The 18,454-nt window shown below is 57.9% G+C and carries 13 protein-coding genes; 10 read left to right on the forward strand and 3 right to left on the reverse strand.

Going from position 1 to position 18,454, the window contains the following annotated elements:
* Nucleotides 1-132: 132 nt before the first annotated feature.
* Nucleotides 133-2,862 (reverse strand): two-component sensor histidine kinase BarA, encoded by a 2,730-nt coding sequence (gene barA, locus ERD80_RS17605; RefSeq protein ID WP_059010902.1) that lies wholly within the window; start codon nucleotides 2,860-2,862, stop codon nucleotides 133-135.
* 90 nt (nucleotides 2,863-2,952) lie between these two features.
* Here barA and rlmD point away from each other — a divergent pair, with 90 nt between their 5' ends.
* The 6 genes from rlmD to queE all read left to right on the forward strand — a co-directional run bounded on the left by rlmD (nucleotide 2,953) and on the right by queE (nucleotide 11,522).
* Nucleotides 2,953-4,269, forward strand: a complete 1,317-nt coding sequence (gene rlmD, locus ERD80_RS17610) for a 23S rRNA (uracil(1939)-C(5))-methyltransferase RlmD (RefSeq protein WP_136547841.1) — start codon at nucleotides 2,953-2,955, stop codon at nucleotides 4,267-4,269.
* A gap of 32 nt (nucleotides 4,270-4,301) precedes the next feature.
* Complete coding sequence (relA, locus tag ERD80_RS17615) at nucleotides 4,302-6,536, forward strand: GTP diphosphokinase (RefSeq protein ID WP_021507365.1); 2,235 nt, start codon at nucleotides 4,302-4,304, stop codon at nucleotides 6,534-6,536.
* A gap of 109 nt (nucleotides 6,537-6,645) precedes the next feature.
* Nucleotides 6,646-7,428, forward strand: a complete 783-nt coding sequence (gene mazG / locus ERD80_RS17620) for a nucleoside triphosphate pyrophosphohydrolase (RefSeq protein WP_136547843.1) — start codon at nucleotides 6,646-6,648, stop codon at nucleotides 7,426-7,428.
* Nucleotides 7,429-7,687: 259 nt separating this feature from the next.
* Entirely contained in the window at nucleotides 7,688-9,325 is a 1,638-nt protein-coding gene (gene pyrG / locus ERD80_RS17625; protein WP_021507363.1) for a glutamine hydrolyzing CTP synthase, read from the forward strand.
* 77 nt (nucleotides 9,326-9,402) lie between these two features.
* Nucleotides 9,403-10,701, forward strand: a complete 1,299-nt coding sequence (eno, locus tag ERD80_RS17630) for a phosphopyruvate hydratase (RefSeq protein ID WP_021507362.1) — start codon at nucleotides 9,403-9,405, stop codon at nucleotides 10,699-10,701.
* Between the two features lie 149 nt (nucleotides 10,702-10,850).
* A complete protein-coding gene (queE, locus tag ERD80_RS17635; RefSeq protein ID WP_136547845.1) occupies nucleotides 10,851-11,522 on the forward strand; it encodes a 7-carboxy-7-deazaguanine synthase QueE in 672 nt (223 codons plus the stop codon).
* 282 nt (nucleotides 11,523-11,804) lie between these two features.
* Here queE and queD read toward each other — a convergent pair whose 3' ends face one another.
* Nucleotides 11,805-12,167 (reverse strand): 6-carboxytetrahydropterin synthase QueD, encoded by a 363-nt coding sequence (gene queD / locus ERD80_RS17640; RefSeq protein ID WP_176428100.1) that lies wholly within the window; start codon nucleotides 12,165-12,167, stop codon nucleotides 11,805-11,807.
* A 293-nt stretch (nucleotides 12,168-12,460) separates the two neighbouring features.
* Between queD and cysJ the strand changes: the two genes are divergently transcribed.
* From cysJ to ERD80_RS17655, 3 genes are read left to right on the forward strand one after another with little or no spacing between them, the layout of a single operon-like run.
* Nucleotides 12,461-14,263: an NADPH-dependent assimilatory sulfite reductase flavoprotein subunit gene (gene cysJ / locus ERD80_RS17645; protein WP_059010908.1), complete on the forward strand. Its 1,803-nt coding sequence runs from the start codon at nucleotides 12,461-12,463 to the stop codon at nucleotides 14,261-14,263.
* Complete coding sequence (gene cysI, locus ERD80_RS17650) at nucleotides 14,263-15,987, forward strand: assimilatory sulfite reductase (NADPH) hemoprotein subunit (protein ID WP_136547847.1); 1,725 nt, start codon at nucleotides 14,263-14,265, stop codon at nucleotides 15,985-15,987. Before cysJ ends, cysI begins: the two co-directional genes overlap by 1 nt.
* Entirely contained in the window at nucleotides 15,984-16,718 is a 735-nt protein-coding gene (locus ERD80_RS17655) for a phosphoadenylyl-sulfate reductase (RefSeq protein WP_136547849.1), read from the forward strand. The genes cysI and ERD80_RS17655 overlap by 4 nt, the downstream gene beginning before the upstream one ends.
* A 57-nt stretch (nucleotides 16,719-16,775) precedes the next feature.
* Here the strand turns inward: ERD80_RS17655 and ERD80_RS17660 are convergent, their stop codons facing one another.
* Nucleotides 16,776-17,795, reverse strand: coding sequence for an aminopeptidase (locus ERD80_RS17660; RefSeq protein WP_058775990.1), 1,020 nt, complete (start codon nucleotides 17,793-17,795; stop codon nucleotides 16,776-16,778).
* A 248-nt stretch (nucleotides 17,796-18,043) separates the two neighbouring features.
* Here ERD80_RS17660 and ERD80_RS17665 point away from each other — a divergent pair.
* Nucleotides 18,044-18,454 (forward strand): bifunctional precorrin-2 dehydrogenase/sirohydrochlorin ferrochelatase (locus ERD80_RS17665; RefSeq protein ID WP_136547851.1); only part of this gene is annotated, 411 nt, incomplete at its 3' end.

An 18,454-nucleotide genomic window follows, 5' to 3' on the forward strand; every position in this document is an offset into this window, starting at 1 on the left:
CGCAGGCGGGAGAGGGGGCTGATGGTGCACGGATTTGGATTTCGCGCTGTTCCTCTGGATCGCACCGGACGGTTCCCTCTCCCGCCGGGAGAGGGTTAGGGTGAGGGCCCAGCACACAACCCACAACCCTCACTACGCCACGCCCAGCACCTGACGCGCTTCGCGCGCCACATTCGCCATCTCGTCGCTCAGCTCCAGCAGCTCTGGTTCCAGCGCTGCAATATCGCTCTCCTGATGCAGACTCTTCTCCAGCTGCTGACACAGCTGTTTCAGCCGTGGCACGCCGCTGTAGCTGGCGCTGCCGTGCAGCTTGTGGATAATCTCGCGCAGCCCATCGACGTCATTCTGCGCCATACACTGCGCCACGCGCTGCTCCACTTCCGGCAGAAAATCCAGCAGCATCTGCAGCAGATCGCGCGCCAGCTCGGCTTTATTCGCCGCCTGGCGCAGCGCAAGCGCCCAGTCGAGTGAGGGCGCGATCGCCGGTTGTCGCACCGCGCTCGCCACGCTGCCCGGCGCATAGCGCTGCAGCAGCTGCTTCAGCTTGTCCTCATCAATCGGCTTGGCGAGATAATCATTCATGCCGGCGGCGATCAGCTGCTCGCGTTCGCCATCCAGCGCATGCGCCGTGACCGCGACAATCGGCGTGCTGGCGTGCTGTGGCAGGCTGCGGATGATCTCGCTGGCGCGGATGCCGTCGATGTCCGGCATCTGAATATCCATCAGAATCACGTCCAGCCGCTGCTGCCGCGCCTGATGAATCGCCTGACTGGCGTTGTCGCACAGAATGATGTTCTGGACCTGCTCCTCCAGCAATGCGCCGATCAGCTTCAGGTTGGCCGGATTATCATCCACTGCCATCACCGTCAGCGGCTGTCTTACGCCGCGCGGGGCGGCGTCGCTGTGACGCATGTTGAGATCGAGCAGCATCGGCAGCAATCGCGTCAGCGACACCGGTTTGGCAATGCAGCCGGCGATACCGCGCGCGCGCAAATCATCGGCGAACAGCATCATTTCACTTGGCAGCGCCAGCAGCACGGAGTCGGCGTGTGCGCGCAGGCGGGCAATCAGCGCATCGGACAGCGTAGCCGGATGCGGATCGCTGACCGGCAGCCCCATCAGCAGCAGCGGGAAGTGGGCGTCGGGCAGATCGTCAAGGCTGGCAAAGTGCTGCACCTGCAAAGGCGTAATGCTCAGCATCTCCTGAACCGCTTTCGCCACCGCCGGATGGGGTTCGATATAAGCCAGCGGCGTGGCGTGCAGATCGTCCAGCATGCGTGGAATCGCCGGTGCGTTAGGATTGAGATCCAGATGTACTTGTACCCAGAAGGTGGAGCCCTGATTCTGCCGGCTGTGGAAGGCGATCTCACCGCCCATTTCGTGTACCAGTTTCTGCGTAATCACCAGGCCAAGACCGGTACCGCCGTGACGGCGCGAAATACTGGCGTCCGCCTGACGAAATGCCTGGAACAGCTGCGACTGCTGCTGCTCAGAGATACCGATGCCGGTATCGTGCACCTGAATCTCCAGTTCCGCCCGTGTGATGCTGAGATGACGCAGCTCGACGCGCAGATCAATGTGGCCGCGCTCGGTGAATTTGATGGCGTTGCCAATCAGGTTGATCAGAATTTGCTGCAGACGCAGCGGATCGCCAATCACATTATCCGGCACCTGTTTCTCCAGGCACACGGTGATCTCGAGGCCTTTCTCATGCGCGGACGGCGCCAGCAGCACCAGCGTTTCATCCAGCGTGGCGCGCAGCGGGAACGGGATCGACTCCAGCACCAGCTTACCAGCTTCCAGTTTGGAGAAATCGAGCACGTCGTTAATGATGCTCAGCAGGTTATTGGCCGAGCGCTCAATGGTGCTCATGTAATCACGCTGGTTGGTGCTCAGCCCGGTTTTCAGCATCTGGCGGGTAAAGCCAATCACGCCATTGAGCGGCGTGCGCAGCTCGTGCGACATATTGGCGAGAAACTCCGACTTGATGCGTGCCGCTTCCTGGGCGCGCTTTTTCGCCAGGTCCAGCTCGACGTTCTGAATCTCCAGCTGCTCGAGCGTTTCGCGCAGATCGTAGGTTGCCTGGTCGATGTTCTGCTGCATCTCTTCATGGTAGGCGGTGAGCGACATCGCCATGGCGTTGATGCCGTTTTTCAGGATGCTCAGCTCGCCCAGCATGTAGCCATCCACGCGGCTGTCGAGCTGGCCACGCCGGATGCGGTCCACGGTGGTAACCATGTTGCGAATCGGGCCGGTGACGTCCCGCATCAGTCGATAGGCAAACAGCATGGCGATACACAGGCAAAACAGCAGCAGCAGAGTGGCGACAAACACCTCTTTGTACTGCTCCAGCCGCACCGACTGCAGATCCAGCTCAATCGCCACATAACCCAGCGGATTCCCTGCCGGCTTGGCGTCTTCACCCGGCAGTTCGTCCACCGAATAGCGTTCAGAGATGATTGGCGTGCGCAGCACCATCAGGTTGCCGTGTCGCTCCACCGACACGCCATCCGCCAGCGTGGAAATATCGGCTTTTTGCAGCAGCGCGAGGTTCTGGTTGTTATTGGAGCTGACGTAGATGTGATTGTTGTTGTCGAAAACCGTAATGGCACGGACAATATCGGAATGACGGCGATGCAGCAGGCTGACCAGCTCGCGAATCGCATCACGATTATGCCACGTCATGCCGTACTCGCTCGACACCGCCAGCGGTTCGATAATGTTAGCGCCGGCATCGCGCACCTGGTGCTGCAGTTCGTTGTAGCGGTGCACCACGAAGAAGGTACTGAGCAGCAGGCCAATCATCAGCGTCGGCGCCAGTATCAGAATCATCATTCGCGCCCGCAGGCTGTATTTGGTCATAATTGTGGCCTGGCGACTCCTGGCATTTTATCCCTGTGCAAAAACCGCATACGGCTGCACACCTAATGAAAACTGAGAATTCACAATACTATGGCGCAATTTTACTCCGCAAAACAGCGCGTGACGACGAAGCAACGTCTCAGCGTCACCATTGACGAGCTTGATCCCTTTGGTCAGGGCGTGGCGCGCCATAACGGTAAAACGCTGTTTGTCAGCGGCGCGCTGCCCGGCGAACAGGCCGAGGTGATCCTGACCGAAGATAAGCGTCAGTTTGCGCGCGGCAAAGCCAAAAAGATTACACAACCGAGCCCGCAGCGCCAGCAACCGCGCTGCATCCATTTCGGCGTGTGCGGCGGCTGCCAGCAGCAGCACGTGTCCGTGGCGCTGCAGCAGGAGAGCAAAGCGCGGGCGCTGGGCCGCATGCTGAGTCAGGAAGCGGCGCTGCCGGTGCAGGTGGATGAGATCATCAGCGCTGCGCCCTGGGGCTATCGCCGGCGCGCGCGTCTCGGTTTGCAGTGGCTGCCGAAGCAGCAGCGCCTGCAGATGGGCTTCCGTCAGGCGGGCAGTAACGATCTGATTGATGTGACGCAATGCCCCGTTTTGGTGCCCGAGCTTGAGGCGCTGCTGCAGCCGCTGCACCAATGTCTCTGCAGCCTGCACGCAGTGAAACGGCTGGGGCATGTGGAACTGGTGCTGGCGGATAACGGTCCGCTAATGGTGCTGCGCCATCTTGATGCGCTCTCCGCTGCGGACCGGACAAAACTGGAACGTTTTTCGCATGAGCACCGGCTGATGATCTGGCTGGCGGACGGCGGTGACGCGCTGCAGGCGCTCGGCGCGGAGCAGCCTTACTATCGCTCGTTTGATTTGCAGCTAACCTTTAGCCCGCAGGATTTCATTCAGGTCAACGATGGCGTGAATCAGCAGATGGTGGCACAGGCGATTGCCTGGCTGGATCTGCAGCCGGACGATCGGGTGCTCGATCTGTTCTGCGGCATGGGCAACTTCACATTGCCGCTAGGAAAGTTCGTACAAAATGCGGTGGGTGTGGAGGGCGTTGCAGCATTAGTGCGCCAGGCAGAGTATAATGCTCAGCTTAACAATCTCAGAAATGTCTGCTTCTTCCAGCACAATTTAGAGGAAGATGTCTCGCGCCAGCCCTGGGCGGCGCAGGGATTTAATAAGGTGTTACTGGATCCGGCGCGTGCCGGGGCCGCGGGCGTGATGTCGCATATCGTTAAACTTGCGCCGCAACGCGTGGTCTATGTTTCCTGTAACCCGACAACACTTGCCCGCGACAGTCAGACATTACTGTCGGCGGGCTACCATCTGGAAAGGGTCGCGATGCTGGATATGTTCCCTCATACCAGCCATCTCGAATCCATGGTGCTGTTTAGCAAAACATAAGCGATGTTTAAGTCGCTGTGGCAGGAGAGGATATGGTTGCGGTTAGAAGTGCGCATTTAAATACGGCCGGAGAATTTGCCCTTGACCAGTGGATCGCCAGCTTGAGTATCAGTAATCCGCAATCCTGCGAACGACTGGCGGAAACATGGCGCTACTGTGAAGCCGAAACGCACGACCATCCAGATCAGGCTCTGCTGCTGTGGCGCGGTATTGAGATGGTGGAAATTCTCACCATGCTCAGTATGGACATCGACAGTCTGCGCGCCGCGCTGCTGTTCCCGCTGGCCAATGCGGGCGTGGTGAGCGAAGAGGATCTGGAGAAGGCCTTTGGCAAAAGCATCGTCTCGCTGGTGCACGGCGTGCGCGATATGGATGCCATCCGCCAGCTGAAAGCCATTCACAACGACTCGATGGCCTCGGAGCAGGTGGATAACGTGCGCCGCATGCTGCTGGCGATGGTGGAAGATTTCCGCTGCGTGGTCATCAAGCTGGCAGAACGTATTGCCCATCTGCGCGAGATGAAAGATGCGCCGGAAGATGAGCGCGTGCTGGCGGCGAAAGAGAGCACCAACATTTATGCGCCGCTGGCCAACCGTCTTGGTATCGGCCAGCTCAAATGGGAGCTGGAAGATTACTGCTTCCGCTACCTGCATCCTGACGAATACAAACGCATCGCCAAACTGCTGCACGAACGCCGCATCGATCGTGAACAATACATTGATAACTTCGTCGATAACCTGCGTAAAGAGATGCAAAAAGAGGGCGTGCGTGCGGAAGTTTACGGCCGTCCCAAGCATATCTACAGCATCTGGCGCAAAATGCAGAAGAAGTCGCTGGCGTTTGATGAGCTGTTCGACGTGCGTGCAGTGCGCATCGTCGCTGAACGCCTGCAGGACTGCTACGGCGCGCTCGGCACCGTCCACACGCTGTATCGTCATCTGCCTAGTGAGTTCGACGATTACGTCGCCAATCCCAAGCCAAACGGCTATCAGTCGATTCATACCGTGGTGCTGGGCCCGCAGGGCAAAACGGTCGAGATTCAGATCCGTACCCGCCAGATGCATGAGGACGCTGAACTGGGCGTCGCGGCACACTGGAAGTACAAAGAAGGGCCGACGGCCAGCAACGCGCGCGGTGCCGCAGGGCACGAAGAGCGCATCGCCTGGCTGCGTAAACTGATTACCTGGCAGGAAGAGATGGCGGATTCCGGCGAGATGCTGGAAGAGGTACGCAGCCAGGTATTTGATGATCGCGTGTACGTGTTTACGCCAAAGGGCGACGTGGTCGATTTGCCGGCCGGTTCCACGCCGCTCGACTTTGCCTACCACATCCACAGTGATATTGGTCATCGCTGCATCGGCGCCAAAATTGGCGGCCGTATCGTGCCCTTTACCTATCAGCTACAGATGGGCGATCAGATTGAGGTGATCACCCAGAAGCAGCCGAACCCGAGCCGCGACTGGCTGAACCCCAACCTCGGCTATATCACCACCAGCCGCGGGCGCTCGAAGATTCATGCCTGGTTCCGTAAACAGGATCGCGACAAAAATATCGCGGCCGGCCGGCAGATTCTGGATAGCGAGCTGGGCCAGCTGGATATCAGCATGCGCGAAGCCGAGAAGCTGCTGCTGCCGCGTTATAACGTCAGCTCGCAGGATGAGCTGCTGGCGATGATTGGCGGCGGGGATATCCGTCTTAACCAGATGGTTAATTTCCTGCAGGCGAAGCTCAACAAGCCGAGCGCTGAAGAGGAAGATCGCGAGGCGCTGCGTCAGCTGACGCAGAAATCGCATCAGCCGTCGTCGGCGCGCAAAGAGAGTGGCCGCGTGGTGGTGGAGGGCGTCGGCAATCTGCTGCACCACATTGCGCGCTGCTGCCAGCCGATTCCGGGCGATGATATTGTCGGGTTTATTACCCAGGGGCGCGGCATTTCGATTCACCGCGCCGACTGCGATCAGCTCAGCGAACTGATTTCGCATGCACCGGAACGCATTGTCGATGCGGTGTGGGGCGAAAGTTACTCCAGCGGTTATTCGCTGGTGGTACGCGTGACGGCCAACGATCGCAGCGGGCTGCTGCGCGACATCACCACCATTCTGGCCAATGAAAAGGTCAACGTGCTGGGCGTGTCCAGCCGCAGCGACACCAAAAAGCAGCTCGCCACCATCGATATGGATATCGAGATTTATAACCAGCAGGTGCTGGGTCGCGTGCTGGCGCGCCTTAATCAGGTGCCGGATATTATCGATGCGCGCCGCTTACATTAAGCCCTGCTGAGACCGGTGCGCAGCAATGCGCACCCGGGCAAAACCGCGTAATTACCCTGCAGGGTCGCCATTAATGGCGGCTTTTTATCTTGTTGTTCCGGGGACTTTCATGACTGCTTTAAACCGCCTGCTCACCATCATGCAAACCCTGCGCGATCCGGTGCGCGGCTGCCCGTGGGATCGCCAGCAGACTTTCGCCTCTATCGCGCCGTATACGCTGGAAGAGACCTATGAAGTTATCGACGCCATCCAGCGCGAAGACTTTGACGATCTGCGCGGCGAACTGGGCGATCTGCTGTTTCAGGTGGTGTTCTACGCCCGCATGGCCGAGGAACAGCAGCGTTTCAATTTCGATGACATCTGCAACGCCATCAGTGACAAACTGGAGCGTCGCCATCCGCACATCTTCGGCGAAGCCCAGGTCGATTCCACGGCCGAAGTGCTGAAAAACTGGGAGGCGATCAAGCAGCGCGAGCGTGCGGAGAAGTCGCAGCACTCGGTGCTGGACGATATCCCGAAAGCGCTGCCGGCGCTGATGCGCGCCTATAAAATCCAGAAGCGCTGTCACAGCGTAGGCTTCGACTGGGACAGCCTCGGGCCGGTGCTGGATAAAGTGCATGAAGAGATCGACGAAGTGATGCATGAAGCGCAGCAGACCGTGGTGGACAGCGACAAGCTGGAAGAGGAGATTGGCGATCTGTTGTTCGCTACCGTCAATCTGTCACGCCATCTCGGCAGCAAAGCGGAAACCGCGCTGCAGAGGGCCAACGACAAGTTCGAGCGCCGCTTCCGTCAGGTAGAGAATATTATTCAGGCCCAGGGGCTGAGCATGGAACAGGCTACGCTGGCGCAGATGGAAGCCGCCTGGCAGCAGGTTAAAGCCGGCGAATAACCTTATTCAGCCTCTCTGCGCAGCGCAGGTGATTATTCCAGCGCTGCGCATAAAATCACCGCCTGAGCTTACTCGATTCAGCCAGTCGGCAACTTTGTGACGTACTTCAACATTTCACCCGGCACTCTCCGCTATGTTACAGGCTGTAATGCGAGGAGGATGGTGTGATTCATCAATTGTGGCTGCGGACGACTTCGGGTATACTGTTTTCCCGTCCTGGTTATTCCACCGTCTTTAAACCTAAACTCTCAGGTTCAGCATGACAACGAATTATATTTTTGTGACCGGCGGGGTCGTTTCCTCTCTGGGCAAAGGCATTGCCGCAGCCTCCCTCGCAGCCATCCTTGAAGCACGTGGTCTGAATGTGACCATCATGAAACTCGATCCGTATATCAACGTCGATCCGGGTACCATGAGCCCTACGCAGCACGGTGAAGTGTTCGTCACCGATGACGGGGCCGAGACCGATCTGGATTTAGGTCACTACGAGCGCTTCATCCGTACCAAAATGTCGCGCCGCAACAACTTTACTACCGGCCGTATCTACTCAGAAGTGCTGCGCAAAGAGCGTCGCGGCGACTATCTGGGCGCGACCATTCAGGTCATCCCACACATCACCAACGCCATCAAAGAGCGCATCATTGAAGGTGGCGAAGGTCATGACGTCGTGCTGGTGGAAATCGGCGGAACCGTGGGCGATATCGAATCCCTGCCGTTCCTGGAAGCGATTCGCCAGATGGCGGTCGATGTGGGCCGTGAACACACCATGTATATGCACCTGACGCTGGTGCCTTACATGGCGGCGGCGGGTGAAGTGAAAACCAAGCCAACTCAGCACTCGGTTAAAGAACTGCTGTCGATTGGTATTCAGCCTGACGTGCTGATTTGCCGTTCAGACCGCGCGGTGCCCGCTAACGAGCGAGCGAAGATCGCCCTGTTCTGTAACGTGCCGGAAAAAGCGGTTATCTCGCTGAAAGACGTTGATTCGATCTACAAGATCCCGGGCCTGCTGAAATCGCAGGGTCTGGATGATTACATCTGCAAGCGTTTCAACCTGAGCGCGCCGGAAGCCAATCTGGCCGAGTGGGAGCAGGTGATTTACGAAGAAGCCAATCCGGGCGGCGAAGTCACCATCGGTATGGTCGGCAAATATGTCGAACTGCCGGATGCCTACAAATCCGTGATTGAAGCGCTGAAGCACGGCGGCCTGAAAAATCGCGTCACCGTTAACATCAAGCTGATCGATTCGCAGGACGTGGAAACGCGCGGCGTCGAAATTCTGAAAGATCTTGATGCTATCCTGATTCCTGGTGGCTTCGGTTACCGCGGAGTGGAAGGAAAATTGCTGACCGCGCAATACGCGCGTGAAAACAACATTCCGTACCTCGGCATTTGCCTTGGCATGCAGATTGCGCTGATGGAATTCGCGCGCAACGTGGCCGGGATGGAAGGCGCCAACTCCACTGAATTTGTGCCAGACTGTAAGTACCCGGTGGTTGCGTTAATCACCGAATGGCGCGATGAAAACGGTAACGTTGAACAGCGTACCGAGCAGAGCGATCTGGGCGGCACCATGCGTCTGGGAAGCCAGCAGTGCCAGCTGACGCCGGAAAGCAAAGTGCGCCAGCTGTACGGCTCTGACGTCATTACTGAGCGTCATCGCCACCGTTACGAAGTAAACAATCTGCTGCTGAAGCAGATTGAAGCGGCGGGTCTGCACATTGCAGGCCGTTCCGGCGACGATCAACTGGTGGAGATCATTGAGATCCCGAATCATCCATGGTTTGTAGCCTGCCAGTTCCACCCGGAATTCACGTCGACCCCGCGTGATGGTCATCCGCTGTTCGCTGGCTTTGTGAAAGCCGCGCAGGAGCACCAGAAGCGTTTAGCGAAGTAAGAGTTTAACGAACAGCGCGCGAACTTTTCGCGCGTTGTTTGTCTTAGGATTGACTAACTTGTACTGAGGAAAATCGAATGTCCAAAATCGTTAAAGTCATCGGTCGCGAAATCATCGACTCCCGTGGCAACCCGACTGTAGAAGCAGAAGTGCATCTGGAAGGCGGTTTCGTTGGTCTGGCTGCTGCGCCATCAGGTGCATCAACTGGTTCACGCGAAGCACTGGAGCTGCGTGACGGTGATAAGTCTCGTTTCCTGGGCAAAGGCGTAACCAAAGCGGTTGCTGCGGTTAACGGCCCAATCGCTGACGCGGTAAAAGGCAAAGATGCCAAAGACCAGGCGAACATCGATAAGATCATGATCGAGCTGGACGGTACTGACAACAAATCCAACTTCGGTGCAAACGCCATTCTGGCGGTTTCCCTGGCAGCGGCGAAAGCAGCAGCAGCCTCTAAAGGTCTGCCACTGTACGCACACATTGCAGAACTGAACGGCACCCCGGGCAAATACTCTATGCCACTGCCAATGATGAACATCATCAACGGTGGTGAGCACGCGGATAACAACGTTGATATCCAGGAGTTCATGATTCAGCCGGTTGGCGCGAAAACCGTGAAAGAAGCCATCCGTATGGGTTCTGAAGTGTTCCATCACCTGGCTAAAGTCCTGAAAGCCAAAGGCATGAACACCGCGGTGGGTGACGAAGGTGGCTACGCGCCAAACCTGGGTTCAAACGCCGAAGCGCTGGCCGTTATCGCCGAAGCTGTTAAAGCAGCAGGCTACGAGCTGGGCAAAGACATCACCCTGGCGATGGACTGCGCAGCATCTGAATTCTACAAAGACGGCAAATATGTGCTTGCTGGCGAAGGCAACAAAGCCTTCACTTCTGAAGAGTTCACCCACTTCCTGGAAGACCTGACCAAACAGTACCCAATCGTTTCTATCGAAGACGGTCTGGATGAGTCTGACTGGAATGGCTTCGCTTACCAGACCAAAGTGCTGGGCGACAAAATTCAGCTGGTGGGCGACGACCTGTTCGTGACTAACACCAAAATCCTGAAAGAAGGCATCGAGAAAGGCATCGCTAACTCTATCCTGATCAAATTCAACCAGATCGGTTCTCTGACCGAAACCCTGGCTGCGATCAAGATGGCGAAAGACGCTGGCTACACCGCGGTCATCTCTCACCGCTCTGGCGAAACTGAAGACGCGACCATCGCTGACCTGGCGGTCGGTACTGCTGCTGGCCAGATCAAAACCGGTTCTATGAGCCGTTCTGACCGCGTTGCTAAGTACAACCAGCTGATTCGTATCGAAGAAGCGCTGGGTGACAAAGCGCCGTTCAACGGTCTGAAAGAAGTTAAAGGCCAGGCGTAATCGCCTGCGGATGTGGCTAAACGGCCACATCGCCTGACATCAAGCCCCGCCTCGTGCGGGGCTTTTGCTTTTTATGGCACGAAGCAGCTGTGAAGCGACGCACAAAATCTGCCATAATCTGCGCCTCGAATTTCTGACGTGAGTAAAAAATGTTCTACCCGATTAACGAAATGTTCCAGACGCTGCAGGGCGAAGGTTTTTACACTGGCGTGCCGGCCATCTTTATCCGCTTACAAGGATGTCCGGTGGGCTGTAGCTGGTGTGATACCAAACATACCTGGGAAACGCGGGCGGATCGGGAGACGTCGCTGGGGGACATTCTGGTCAAAACCGTGGAGAGCGATGCCTGGGGCAGCGCCGATGCGGCCACGCTGATTGAGAGCATGCAGCGTCAGGGCTGGACCGCCCGCCATGTGGTAATCACCGGCGGTGAGCCGGCAATTTTTGACTTACGTCCACTGACCGAAGCGCTGGAAGCGGCCGGTTTTCAGTGTCAGATTGAAACCAGCGGCACGCATGAAGTGCACTGTTCCGCTGCCACCTGGGTGACGGTGTCGCCGAAGGTGAACATGCGGGGTGGCTACGATGTGCTGCCGCAGGCGCTGCAGCGTGCCGATGAGATCAAACATCCGGTGGCGCGTGAGCGGGACGTGGAAGCGCTGGATGCGCTGCTGGCTGGCCTGCAGGATGAGAAAAAACGCATTGTGGCGCTGCAGCCCATCAGCCGTGGCGAGGCGGCGACCAGACTGTGTATTGAAACCTGCATTGCCCGCAACTGGCGGCTTTCGATGCAGACGCACAAATACCTGAATATCGCCTGATTCACCCGATGCGCACCCGGCAAAATCAACGCAATTGTGGCTGGTGCGCATCAATGCGCACCCTGTAAAACTCATTACACCGTAGGCCCGCCATTGATGGCGACCTGGCTAATGGTAGACGATGCGCATCAATGCGCACCCTACAAAACGCATTACACCGTAGGGTCGCCATTGATGGCGACCTGGCCAATGGTACCCGATGCGCATCAATGCGCACCCTGTAAAACGCATTACACCGCAGGGTCGCCATTGATGGCGACCTTCTGACCTTTACCGCGGCTGTCAGCCGCGATAGACGCAACCAGCGGTGCAGGTCTCTTTGATCATCACCGCACTCAGCTCAGGCAGAATCGGCTTCATCTCATCCCAGATCCATTTCGCCAGCACTTCGCTGGTCGGGTTCTCCAGACCGGGAATATCGTTGAGATAATGGTGATCGAGGCGATCGTAGATCGGCCTGAACGCCGCCTTCAGTTCGGCAAAATCCATTACCCAACCGGTATGCGCATCCACTTCACCGGTAATTTCCAGTCGCACCAGAAATGAATGGCCGTGCAGACGACCGCATTTATGCCCTTCCGGCACGTGAGGTAAGCGGTGGGCCGCTTCAAACTGGAACTCTTTAAACAGCGTGGTAGACATAATGGCTCTCAGACGTAAAAACCGCTGAAGTCTACCTGAAAAGCAGATTTTTCGCACCCGCCAGCGCTGAAAAGGGCATTTCTGCCGATCTGCCGCTTACGCCGTAAATTAACTGATTGAATTACGACAACTTTATTTACCACTTTTACTGGTTAGTCTGACCCAAAAAACCACTTAGTCATTTTGGTTATTTATTATGTCGAAGCCTTATTTAATCGTTAATATACAGGCCGGTAACCTACCCACTCTTCCGCCGCTTCCCGGTACGGATTTCTGACACTGGAATTTTTAACGCGATGACGACTCAGGCACCCCCAGCGATGCTTCCGCTATCCCCGGAGCAAATTGCGCGCTTACAGGCCGCGACCACCGATTTCAATCCAACGCAGCTGGCATGGCTCTCGGGCTACTTCTGGGGCATGGTTAATCAGGCACCGGGCACCGTAGCCGCGCCTGCGCCGGTCGCCGCTGAGGTGCCGGGCATTACGCTGATCTCCGCCTCCCAAACCGGCAATGCGCGCCGGCTGGCCGAGCAGCTGCGTGACGATTTGCTGGCGGCGAAACTGAGCGTCAACCTGGTGAATGCCGGCGACTATAAATTCAAACAGATCGGTCAGGAAAAACTGCTGGTCATCGTGACCTCAACGCAGGGCGAGGGCGAACCGCCGGAAGAGGCGGTGGCGCTGCATAAATTCCTGCTGTCGAAGAAAGCGCCGAAGCTGAGTGATACCGCCTTTGCCGTGTTCGGTCTTGGCGATACCTCCTATGAATTTTTCAGTCAGGCCGGTAAAGACTTCGACCAGCGTCTGGCTGAACTGGGCGGCGAACGCCTGCTGGATCGCGTGGATGCCGATGTTGAATACAGCGAGCTGGCCAGCGCCTGGCGGCTGCAGCTCACCGATATTCTCAAAGCGCGCGTGCCGGCGGAACCGGCAGCGCAGCTGGCAGCCAGCGCGGCTGGCAGCGTCAACCAGGTGGACAGCAGTCCTTACACCAAAGAAGCGCCGCTCACCGCCAGCTTTGCGCTGAACCAGAAAATTACCGGTCGCAACTCAGATAAAGACGTGCGCCATATCGAAATCGATCTGGGTGATTCCGGTCTGCGTTACCAGCCAGGCGATGCGCTCGGCGTATGGTATGAAAACGATGCGGAACTGGTGCAGGAGCTGCTGCAGCTGGTATGGCTGAAAGGCGATGAGCAGGTCGAGGTGCGCGGAGAAACCCTGCCGCTGGCCGAGGCACTGCAGAAACATTTTGAGCTGACGGTCAACACGCCGCAGATCGTCGAGCAGTATGCAGCCCTGTCGCGCAATGAGGCGCTGCTGGCGCTGGCGGGCGACAAGCCGAAGCTGCAAAGCTTCGCGCAGAGTTTCCCGATTGTCGACATGGTGCGCCAGGCGCCCACCGAACTGAACGCCGGCCAGCTGACTGGCCTGCTGCGTCCGCTGACGCCGCGGCTTTACTCCATCGCCTCGTCGCAGGCGGAGAGCGAAACCGAAGTGCATATCACCGTCGGCGCGGTGCGTTATGAAATTGACGGCCGTCAGCGCGGCGGCGGCGCTTCTACCTGGCTGGCCGATCGCCTGGAAGAAGATGGCGAAATCCGCGTGTTCATCGAGCATAACGATAATTTCCGCCTGCCGGCCAATCCGGATGCGCCAGTGATCATGATCGGCCCGGGCACCGGCATTGCCCCGTTCCGCGCCTTCATGCAGCAGCGTGAAAACGACGGTGCCAGTGGTAAAAACTGGCTGTTCTTTGGTAATCCGCACTTCACCGAAGATTTCCTCTATCAGGTAGAGTGGCAGAAATACGTTAAAGACGGTCTGCTGACCCATATCGATCTGGCGTGGTCACGCGATCAGGCCGAAAAGATTTACGTACAGGATAAAATCCGCGCCAGAGGGGCGGAAGTGTGGCGCTGGATTGAAGAGGGCGCGCACCTGTACGTCTGCGGCGACGCCAATCGCATGGCGAAAGACGTTGAACAGGCATTACTGGATGTGGTGGTCGAACACGGCGGCATGGATCGTGAAACCGCTGACGAATTTTTAAGTGAGCTGCGCATTGAGCGCCGTTATCAGCGAGACGTTTACTAATGAGCGAAAAACATCCTGGACCGCTGGTGGTTGAAGGCAAACTTTCCGACGCCGAGCGTCTGAAAAAGCAGAGCAACTACCTGCGCGGCACCATTTTAGAAGATCTCGACAATGGCCTGACCGGCGGCTTTACCGGCGATAACTTCCTGCTGATCCGTTTTCACGGCATGTACCAGCAGGATGACCGCGACATCCGCGCCGAGCGCGCCGCGCAGAAGCTGGAACCGCGACATGCGATGATGCTGCGCTGCCGTCTGCCGGGCGGCATCATCACGCCAACGCAGTGGCTGGCGATTGATAAATTTGCCACCGACAAAACGCTGTACGGCAGCATTCGCCTGACTAACCGTCAGACATTCCAGTTTCACGGCATTCTGAAGAAGAACGTTAAGCCGACTCACCAGATGCTGCATGAAGTCGGACTGGACGCGCTGGCCACCGCTAACGACGTCAACCGTAACGTGCTGTGTACCTCGAACCCGGTGGAGTCAGAGCTGCATCAGGAAGCGTATGAGTGGGCGAAAAAGCTTTCCGAGCACCTGCTGCCGCAGACGCGCGCCTACGCCGAGATCTGGTGGGATCAGGAGAAGGTCGCCACCACCGATCAGGAGCCGATCCTCGGTGAGACCTATCTGCCACGTAAGTTTAAAACCACCGTGGTGGTGCCGCCGCATAACGATGTCGATCTGCATGCGAACGATCTGAACTTCATCGCCATTGCGGAGAACGGCAAGCTGATTGGCTTTAACCTGCTGGTCGGCGGCGGCTTGTCGATTGAGCACGGCAACAAAGCCACCTACGCGCGCACCGCCAGCGAGTTTGGCTACCTGCCAGTGGAGAAGATCCTTGATGTGGCTGCGGCGGTGGTCACCACGCAGCGCGACTGGGGTAACCGTACCGATCGTAAAAATGCCAAAACCAAATACACGCTGGAGCGCGTCGGCGTCGAGACCTTTAAAGCCGAAGTCGAGAAGCGTGCCGGCCTGACCTTCGAGCCGATTCGCCCGTACGAATTTACCACCCGTGGCGATCGCATCGGCTGGGTGAAGGGCATCGACAAGAAATGGCACCTGACGCTGTTTATCGAAAACGGTCGCCTGCTGGATTATCCGGGCCGTCCGCTGAAGCGCGGTATCGCGGAGATTGCCAAAGTGCATCAGGGCGATTTCCGCCTGACCGCCAATCAGAACCTGATTGTGGCCGGCGTACCGGAGGTGCAGAAAGCGCAGATCGAAGCCATTGCGCGTGAGCACGGCCTGATGGAAGCGGTCACGCCGCAGCGTGAAAACTCCATGGCCTGCGTGGCCTTCCCGACCTGTCCGCTGGCGATGGCTGAAGCCGAACGCTTCCTGCCGTCTTTCGTCAGCAAAGTGGAGGAGATCATGCACCGCCACGGCGTCGGCGAAGAGCACATAGTGTTACGCGTTACCGGTTGTCCGAACGGCTGCGGGCGTGCCATGCTGGCCGAACTGGGCCTGGTGGGCAAAGCGCCGGGCCGTTACAACCTGCATATTGGTGGTAATCGCATCGGCACGCGCATCCCGCGCATGTACCGCGAAAACATCACGGAAAACGAAATCCTCGCCAGCATCGATGAGCTGGTAGCGCGCTGGGCCAGCGAGCGCACGGCAGATGAAGGGTTTGGTGACTTCGTGATTCGCGCGGGCATTGTGCAGCCGGTGATCGATCCCGCCCGTGATTTCTGGGACCCGGAGGCAGTATGACACTACCCGATCTCTCCAGCCTGAACAGCGGCAGCAAAGTCGATCGCATCATGGCGCTGGCGGAAAGCAACGTCCAGCTGGAAAAGCTCTCTGCCGAACAGCGCGTCAGCTGGGCGCTGGAGCAGCTGCCGGGCGCCTTTGTGCTGTCGTCGAGTTTTGGTATTCAGGCGGCGGTGTTGTTGCACATGGTCACGCAGCAGCGCCCGGATATTCCGGTGATCCTCACCGATACCGGTTATCTGTTCCCTGAGACCTACCGCTTCATTGATGAACTGACGCAGCAGCTGAACCTGAATCTGCAGATCTTCCGCGCCGAAACCTCACCGGCGTGGCAGGAAGCGCGCTACGGCAAGCTGTGGGAGCAGGGCGTTGAAGGGATCGAGCAGTACAACCAGCTTAACAAAGTCGAGCCGATGAACCGCGCGCTGCAAACGCTGGGTGCGCAGACCTGGTTTGCCGGCCTGCGCCGCGATCAGTCCGGCAGCCGTGCCAGCCTGCCGGTACTGGCCGTGCAGCGTGGCGTGTTCAAAATCCTGCCGATCATCGACTGGGATAACCGTCAGGTGCACCAGTATCTGAAGCAGCATGGGCTGAAGTACCATCCGCTGTGGGACGAAGGTTACCTGTCCGTGGGCGACACGCACACCACGCGCAAGTGGGAGCCGGGGATGGCTGAGGAAGAGACGCGCTTTTTCGGCCTCAAACGCGAGTGCGGGTTACACGAAGGCTGACGGGCGCAATTGCTGCGGGTGCGCAGCAGTGCGCACCCGCAAAAAAACGGCAGGATCTTACAACGTCGGATTAGCCAGCTCCGTCAGCAGCGGCTGCAAAATACGTACGCTGTCGCGCGTGCGCTGATGGATGCGCCCCGGCAGCCAGTGGTCGATGTAAGTCAGATTATCGCGCCCGGTCTGGTGGCGCACCGTGCCCTCCGGAAAATGCGGTGAACGCGCGCGCTGCTGCTCACCGGCTTTATTGCCCAGCGCCCAGTTGGCCGCGGTGACGTCCAGCAGCGGAATCCCGGCTTTATCAAACGGATTAACGCCCGGGTAGTCGCGTGCGGTCAGCACGTGGCTGGCGGCCGTGATGCCGTAACGGTGCGCAATCTGCAGGGCGCGCGCGCTGGTCTGCTTGCGTACCGCCGCTGGTGTATTCATGCCGTTATTAAAGTAGAGGCGATCGCCAACGATCAGGCTATTCAGATCGATCACCAGCAGCGTATCTTTCTTCTCCTGCACGCTCATGCGCGCCAGATAATCATCCATACCGTGTAAACCGGCTTCGCCTGCGCTCAGTGCCACAAAGCGCACGCCATAGTGCAGCGGCGTTTGACTCAACGCCTGCGCCAGCTCCAGCATCACGCCCAGCCCGGAAGCGTTATCGTCCACGCCCTGCAAACGCAGGCCGCCGAGATTATTGTCTGCCTCGTGCTGGCTGAGCGGCGTCCAGGTATCCAGATGGGTGACGATCAGAATCTCCTGCGGCACGCTGCCGGCGCGTGCGGCGATCACCGAGGTCGCCGTCACTTTATGGCGGCGCGTGATGCCCTGTTTCTCCAGCCAGTTATAGCTGGTATTAAACTGCCGGGTATTGCTCTGATAACCAAGCTGGGTGAACTGCTGCTGCAGATAATCTGCCGTCATCAGCTCGGCCGGGCTGCCGCTCATGCGGCCGGGGAAATAGGTGGCGATGTGACGCAGCTGCTGTTCGGCAAAGTGGCCAGGGGCGATCGCTGCAGCCTGCGCCAAAAGAGGCAAACCGCCGGCAATCAGTGCTGCCAGCACGCTGCGGCGGAGAGTGGCAAACATAGTGGTTGTCCTTTTCTGACATCCCGTCAGGGTAAAAAAATTCTGAGTTAGTATGAAACTGTGACGACGCCTGCACAATTTGTATCGCTCCGAAACACCAGCAATATCATTTGTTAAGCACAAATTGTTATCAGCAATCCCGGTGCGTTATTCCATTTGGTAACTACTCATGCTAATTCGTAATTTCATCTGCCAGAAGGCGGGGACGTATAGTCGCGTTAACTTATTGTAAAACTAACAAGGTTAACGTGGATTACTTGCCTCTCTTTGCCGATCTCAAAAACCGTCCGGTGCTGGTGGTCGGCGGTGGCGAAATCGCTGCGCGTAAAATTGAGCTGCTGCGGCGTGCCGGTGCGCACGTGCGGGTAGCCGCGCGCGAGCTCGGCCATGAACTGCAGGCGCTGCGCGACATTAACGCCATCGAGTGGATTGCTCAGCACTTCGACGCAGCGCAGCTGGACGATGTTTTCCTCGTGATTGCCGCCACCGACGATAACGCCCTCAACGCGCAGGTATTTGATGCCGCCAATGCGCGCCACAAGCTGGTGAATGTGGTCGACGACCAGCCAAAATGCAGCTTTATCTTCCCGTCGATTGTTGACCGCTCACCGCTGGTGGTGGCGATCTCCTCCAGCGGCACTGCGCCGGTGCTGGCGCGT

It is taken from the genome of Pantoea sp. R102 (assembly GCF_004916815.1).
Taxonomy (GTDB): Bacteria; Pseudomonadota; Gammaproteobacteria; order Enterobacterales; family Enterobacteriaceae; genus Pantoea; species Pantoea dispersa.